This window comes from Micromonospora sp. NPDC023633 (assembly GCF_040640035.1).
Lineage (GTDB): Bacteria > Actinomycetota > Actinomycetes > Mycobacteriales > Micromonosporaceae > Micromonospora.
In genome coordinates this window covers 1-6,108 of the sequence record NZ_JBFABB010000220.1, presented here as the reverse complement: position 1 = coordinate 6,108, position 6,108 = coordinate 1, and the positions used below count along the sequence as shown (strand labels likewise).

The following is a 6,108-nucleotide window of genomic DNA, read 5'->3' as shown; positions in this document are numbered from 1 at the left end:
GCCCGGGCGACACGCGCCCGGGCCCCGCGGCGGGACCTGCCGGCCCGCTCAGGTCATGTTGGCGAGGAACTCGCTGTAGAACAGGCCCAGCGCGATGGCCACGCCGATGCCGGCGATGATCCAGAACCGGACCACGATGTTGACCTCGCTCCACCCCGCGAGCTCGAAGTGGTGCTGCAACGGCGACATCCGGAAGACCCGCTTGCCGGTGGTACGGAACGAGATGATCTGGATCACCACGGACATCGTGATGATCACGAAGAGGCCACCGATGATCGGCAGCAGCAGGATCGTCCGGGTGGACATCGCCATGCCGGCGATCAGGCCGCCGAGGCCCAGCGCGCCGGTGTCGCCCATGAAGATCCGCGCCGGCGAGGTGTTCCACCACAGGAAGCCCACGCAGGCCCCGGCCGCCGCGCCGGCGATCAGCGCGATCTCCAGCGGGTCCCGGACCGCGTAGCAGTAGTCCTGGGTGTAGTTCGGGTCGGCGCACCAGTGCCGGTACTGCCAGAAGGCGATCAGCGCGTACGCCGCGAGGACCATCACCGAGGCGCCCGTGGCCAGGCCGTCGAGGCCGTCGGTGAGGTTGACGCCGTTGGTCGCGGCCATCACCACGAAGATGAAGAGGACCACCGCGCCGATCTTGGTGATGTCCAGCGCCGGGATGTCCCGGATGAAGCTGAGCGTCGTGCTGCCCACGGTCTCCGTGTTGGTCTCGGCCCCCGAGGCGTCGGTCATGGTGCTCGGGAAGTAGAGCGCCACCACGCCGAAGACCGCGCCGACCAGGATCTGCCCGAGCAGCTTGCCGCGCTTGTTGAGCCCGCCGCTGTGCCGCTTGCGCACCTTGAGGAAGTCGTCGATGAAGCCCACCGCGCCGGAGAAGACCATCAGCCCCAGCAGCACCAGGGCGGTGATGGTCGGCTCGACCTGGGCGATCTGCGCGTCCGGCAGGGTCGTCAGGGCCAGGTGACCGGCCACGTACGCGATGACCGTGGCGAGGATGAACACCACGCCGCCCATCGTCGGCGTGCCCTTCTTGCCCTCGTTGCTGGCGAGCCCGAGGTTTGATCGGATCGGCTGGCCGGCCTTCAGCCGGGCGAACACCTTGATCGCGATCGGGGTGCAGAACAGCGAGACCAGGAAGGCCACCCCGATGGCGACGATGACCGCCCTCATGCGGCGCCGCCCCCCGTCGCCGTCGGGCCGGATCCGTCCCCGGCGGCGTCGGCGCGCAGCGCGTCGGCCACCTCCCAGGTGCGGTACCGGGAGCCCTTCACCAGGACGACGTCGCCCGGCCGTAACTCGCTCCGCAGCACCTCGACGGCCGCCGCCTGATCGGTGAGCAGCACCGACTCTCCTCCCCAGTCACCTACCGATGTCGCGCCTTCGTGGATCGGCGCGGCCGGCTCGCCCACCACGAGCAGCCGGTCGACGCCCAGTTCGGCCGCGAGCCGGCCGACCTCGGCGTGCCCGTCGCGTTCGAACGGGCCCAGCTCGGCCATGTAGCCGAGCACCGCGACGGTGCGCCGCTCCCGCCCGATGCCGGCCAGCGCGCGCAGCGCGACCGCCATCGAGGCGGGATTGGCGTTGTACGAGTCGTCGATCACGGTCACCCCGTCGACGCGTTCGAAGACGTCCATCCGGCGGGTGGAGACCAGCCCCAGAGCGCCCAGCGCGGTGGCCAGCTCGGCCAGCGGCATGCCCAGCTCGCGGGCCACCGCGGCGGCGGCGAGCGAGTTCGACACCTGGTGCCGGCCGGTCAGCCCGAGCCGTACCGGCGCGGTCCCCTCCGGGGTGACCAGGGTGTACGCGGGCCGCCCCCGGTCGTCCAGCGTCACGTCCTCGGCCCGCACGTCGGCGTGCGCCGCCTCGCCGTAGCGGACCACCCGGGCGACCGTACGCGAGGCCATCGCGTCGACCAGCGGGTCGTCGGCGTTCAGCACGGCCAGGCCGTCGGCGGGCAGCGCCTCGACCAGCTCGCCCTTGGCCAGCGCGATCGTCTCCACCGAGCCGAACTCACCGATGTGCGCCACCCCGACGTTGAGCACCACGGAGATCCGGGGCGGCACCACGTCGCAGAGGTAGCGCACGTGCCCCACCCCCCGGGCGCCCTTCTCCATCACCAGGTAGCGGGTCTCGGGCCCGGCCTGCAACGCCGTGTACGGGTGCCCCAGCTCGTTGTTGAACGACCCGGGCGGGGCGACGGTCGGGCCGAGCCGCACGGTGAGCTGCGCGATCAGGTCCTTGGTGGTGGTCTTGCCCGACGAGCCGGTCAACCCGACGACGGTGAGCCCCGGCAGCCGGTCGACCACCGCACGGGCCAGCCGGCCCAGCGCGGCCAGCGCGTCGTCGACCAGCACCATCGGCACGCCGGGCACCTCCCGGGTGCCGAGCACGGCCACCGCGCCGGCGGCCACCGCGCCGGCGGCGTAGTCGTGCCCGTCCACCTTCTCGCCCGGGAAGGCGACGAAGAGCGCGCCCGGGCGCACCTTGCGCGAGTCGAACTCGACCGGACCGGTGACCCGGGCCTGCGGGTCGGCGCCGGCCAGCCGCCCGTCGACCGCCGCGGCGACCTCGGCCAGGCTGAGCGGGATCACCGCTGACCCGCCGGGTCGGCGAAGCGGGCGCGCAGCGCGTCGGCCAGCTCGGTGCGGTCGTCGAACGGGTGCACCTCGCCGCCGATCTCCTGCCCGCGTTCGTGGCCCTTGCCGAGCACCGCGATCACGTCGCCCGGCTCGGCCAGCCGGACCGCCGCGTCGATCGCCGTCCGGCGGTCGGCCACCTCCTCGATCCGGGCCGTCGTGCCGGCGCGCCGGGCGCCGGCGAGCACCTCGGCCCGGATGTCCGCCGGATCCTCGGTACGCGGGTTGTCGTCCGTCACCAGCACCACGTCGGCTCCCTCCGCCGCGGCGGCGCCCATCACCGGCCGCTTGCCCCGGTCCCGGTCCCCGCCGGCACCGATCACGCAGATCAACCGGCCGGCGCCGAACTCCCGCAGCGCCGCCAGCGCGGCGACGATCGCGTCCGCCTTGTGCGCGTAGTCGACCACGCCCCGGACCGGGCCGGGGGCGCTCACCAGCTCCAGCCGGCCGGGTACCCCGCCGCACGCGGCGACCCCGGCGGCGGCCGTGCGCGGGTCCACGCCGGCGCCGACCAGCGCGGCGATGGCCAGCAGGGCGTTGGCCACGTTGTGCCGGCCCGGCAGCGCCACGCCGGCCGGCAGGACCAGCCCGTCCGGGCCGTGCGCGGTGAACCGCTGCGCGTACCCCTCGCCGCCGATCTCGTCGGCCCACCAGGTGGCGGTCGGGTCGCCGGCCGCCGAGTAGGTGACCGTCGCCGGGCCGTACAGCGACTTCAGCGCCGGGTCGTCGTGGTTGAGCACCTCCACGGCGCAGCGCCCGTCGAACAGCTGCGCCTTGGCGGCGAAGTAGTCCGCCGAGTCGGCGTGGAAGTCCAGGTGGTCGGAGCCGAAGTTGGTGTAGCCGCCGACGGTGAACCGGACCCCGCCGACCCGGCCCATCGCCAGGGCGTGGCTGGAGACCTCCATGACCACGGCGGTGACGCCGCGCTCCCGGGCGGCGGCCAGCATGGCGTGCAGGTCGGTCGCCTCGGGCGTGGTGCGCACGCTGTCGATCGCCAGGTCGCCGAGGCGGGTCTCGACGGTGCCGATCAGGCCGGTGGTGTGGCCGGCGGCGCGCAGGCCGGACTCGACCAGGTAGGCCGTCGAGGTCTTGCCGGCCGTGCCGGTCACCCCGATCACCGTCAGGTGCTCGGTCGGGTCGCCGTAGACGACCGCGGCGAGGGTGCCCAGCACCGCGCGCGGGTCGGACACCACCAGCGCCGGCAGGCCCGCCTCGGCCACCGCCGGGGCACCCGCCGGATCGGTCAGCGCGGCCACCGCGCCGGCGGCCGCCGCGCCGGCGGCGAACTCCGCCCCGTGCCGGCGGGCACCCGGCAGGGCCGCGTACAGGTCGCCGGGGCGAACCTCCTGGCTGGCGTGGGTCACCCCGGTCACCACCAGCTCGGCGGCGCCCTCCGGGGGCTCCAATTCGAGCCGGGCGGCGAGATCGCCGAGCCGGACACCGATCACGGTACGGGGACGAGGATTGCCGGGCACGGCGTCAGACCCTACCCGGTCGTCCGGTTCCGGCCGCACTGCCGCCCCGGTGGTTCGTCCGCACTCACCGATGATGTCGCGGCGTGGCCGCTCAACGCGGATAGACCGTGAACTTCGGGGCCTTCTGCCCACTCGGCGGCACGCCGTAGTGACGCAGCGTGAACTGCATCATGTCCCGGAACGCGGGGGCCGCGATGTCCCCACCCCCGCCGGACGGGGTGTGCGCGAAGACCGCGATCACGTAGCGCGGGTTCTCGGCCGGGGCCATCCCGATGAACGAGGCCACCTCGCCGGGCTGCTTGCGCCCGTCGACCAGTCGCCAGCCGGTGCCGGTCTTGCCGGCGACCCGCCACTCGGGGATCGCCGCGGCCCTGCCGGTGGCGTCCTCGACCGTGGTGACCGCCTCGAGGATGTGCCGCAGCGCGGCGGCGTTCTCCGGGCTGAGCACCGAGCGGGTGACCGGGGGCTCGGTCGGCGTACGCTTCCCGTCCGGCCCGATCACCTCCCGGACCAGGCGCGGCTGGACGTACGTGCCGTTGTTGGCGATCGTCGCGTAGACGGCGGCCATCTGCAGCGGCGTGGCGTCCACGCTGTGCCCGATCGGCACCGACCCCTGCGACGACCCGCTCCACTCGTCGGCCGGCAGCAGTCGCCCGCTGGCCTCGCCGGGCATGCCGACCCGAGTGGGCTCCCCGAGGCCGAACCGCTTCTGGTAGTCGATCAGGCGTTCCGGGCCGAGCTTGTCGGCGATCTGGATGGTGCCGACGTTGGACGAGTACGCCATCATGCCGGGCAGGCTCATCCGCTGTCCGTGCGCCTTGTGCGTGTCGGTGAACCAGGTGTCGCCCTTCTTGATGCCGTTGGCGATCGGCAGCGTGGTGTCCGGGGTGATCACCCGCTCCTGGAGCGCGGCGCCGAAGGTGATGGCCTTGTGCACCGAGCCGGGGTCGACCACGAAGCTGGTGGCCGCGTCCTCGCGGTCGGTCGGGTCGCTCGGCACGGGCTTCGCCGCGTTGTAGGTGGGGTGGCTGGCCTGGGCCAGCACCTCGCCCGAGGGAATCTCGATCACCACGGCGGCGCCGGTGCTGCCCTTGCTCTGCGCCATGTGCCGGCTGAGCATCCGCTGCGTCATGAACTGCAGGTCGCGGTCGATGGTGAGCTGGAGCGAGCTGCCCGGCTTGGCCTTCGTCGTCTCGCTGTAGCCGCCGGGGATCGGGGCGGCCAGGTCGCCGAGGCCGACCTCGTAGACCCGCTTGCCGTCCTTGCCCCGCAGCACGTCGTCGTAGCGGGCCTCCAGCCCCTCCAGCCCGACCATGTCCTGGCTGGTGAAGCCGAGCAGGTTGGCCGCGAGGTCGCCGCCGGGCACCTCGCGCCGCTCGTCGCGGTGGGTGTAGATGCCGGGCAGTTCCAGCGCCGTGATCTGCCGGGCCCGGTCGATGTCCACCCCCCGGGCGAGGTACTCGAACTGCGAGTCGTCGCCGTTGACCCGCTTGCGGGGCTTCATCTTCTCGGCCAGCTCCGAGGCCGGCATGGCCAGCAACGGGGACAGCGCCCTGGCGGTGGCCTGCTGGTCCTTGATCTGGGTGGGGTCGGCGTAGACGTAGCGGGCCTCGACGCTGTGCGCCAGCGGGGCACCGTCCCGGTCGTAGATGGCGCCGCGCGCCGCCGGCAGGGTGACGGTGCGCAGCCGGTCGGCGAGGCCACCGCCGGCGTACGCCGGAGTCTCCACGGCCTGGAGGACGACCAGCCGGATGCCGATGACGGCGAAGAGCGTCAGGGTGAGCACGGTGCCGAGCCGCAGCCGACGTCGGGGATCGGCCAGCCGGGGCGGCTTCGGCGGCTTGCGCGACGGCCGCCGGGCGGCGGGACGGTCCGGCCGGCGCGCGGGGCGCGCGGCGGCGCGGCGGCGCGGCGGCGGGTCGTCGTCGTGGCGCGGGGCGCGCGGCGTGACCGTGCGGACGACGCCCGAGCGGCCCGGCGCCTCCCGCCGG

4 protein-coding genes are annotated in these 6,108 nt (G+C 74.0%); all 4 read right to left on the bottom strand.

Annotated features, from left to right (window positions below):
• Nucleotides 1-48: 48 nt before the first annotated feature.
• Nucleotides 49-1,176, bottom strand: coding sequence for a phospho-N-acetylmuramoyl-pentapeptide-transferase (gene mraY / locus AB0G13_RS33640; RefSeq protein ID WP_357883402.1), 1,128 nt, complete (start codon nucleotides 1,174-1,176; stop codon nucleotides 49-51).
• Nucleotides 1,173-2,597 carry a UDP-N-acetylmuramoyl-tripeptide--D-alanyl-D-alanine ligase gene (gene murF / locus AB0G13_RS33635; RefSeq protein WP_357883399.1) on the bottom strand — a complete coding sequence of 475 codons (1,425 nt, stop codon included), beginning with the start codon at nucleotides 2,595-2,597 and terminating at the stop codon, nucleotides 1,173-1,175. Before murF ends, mraY begins: the two co-directional genes overlap by 4 nt.
• Nucleotides 2,594-4,090 carry a UDP-N-acetylmuramoyl-L-alanyl-D-glutamate--2,6-diaminopimelate ligase gene (locus AB0G13_RS33630; protein WP_357883406.1) on the bottom strand — a complete coding sequence of 499 codons (1,497 nt, stop codon included), beginning with the start codon at nucleotides 4,088-4,090 and terminating at the stop codon, nucleotides 2,594-2,596. Before AB0G13_RS33630 ends, murF begins: the two co-directional genes overlap by 4 nt.
• Before the next feature lie 118 nt (nucleotides 4,091-4,208).
• Nucleotides 4,209-6,108 (bottom strand): penicillin-binding protein 2 (locus tag AB0G13_RS33625; RefSeq protein ID WP_357883396.1); only part of this gene is annotated, 1,900 nt, incomplete at its 5' end.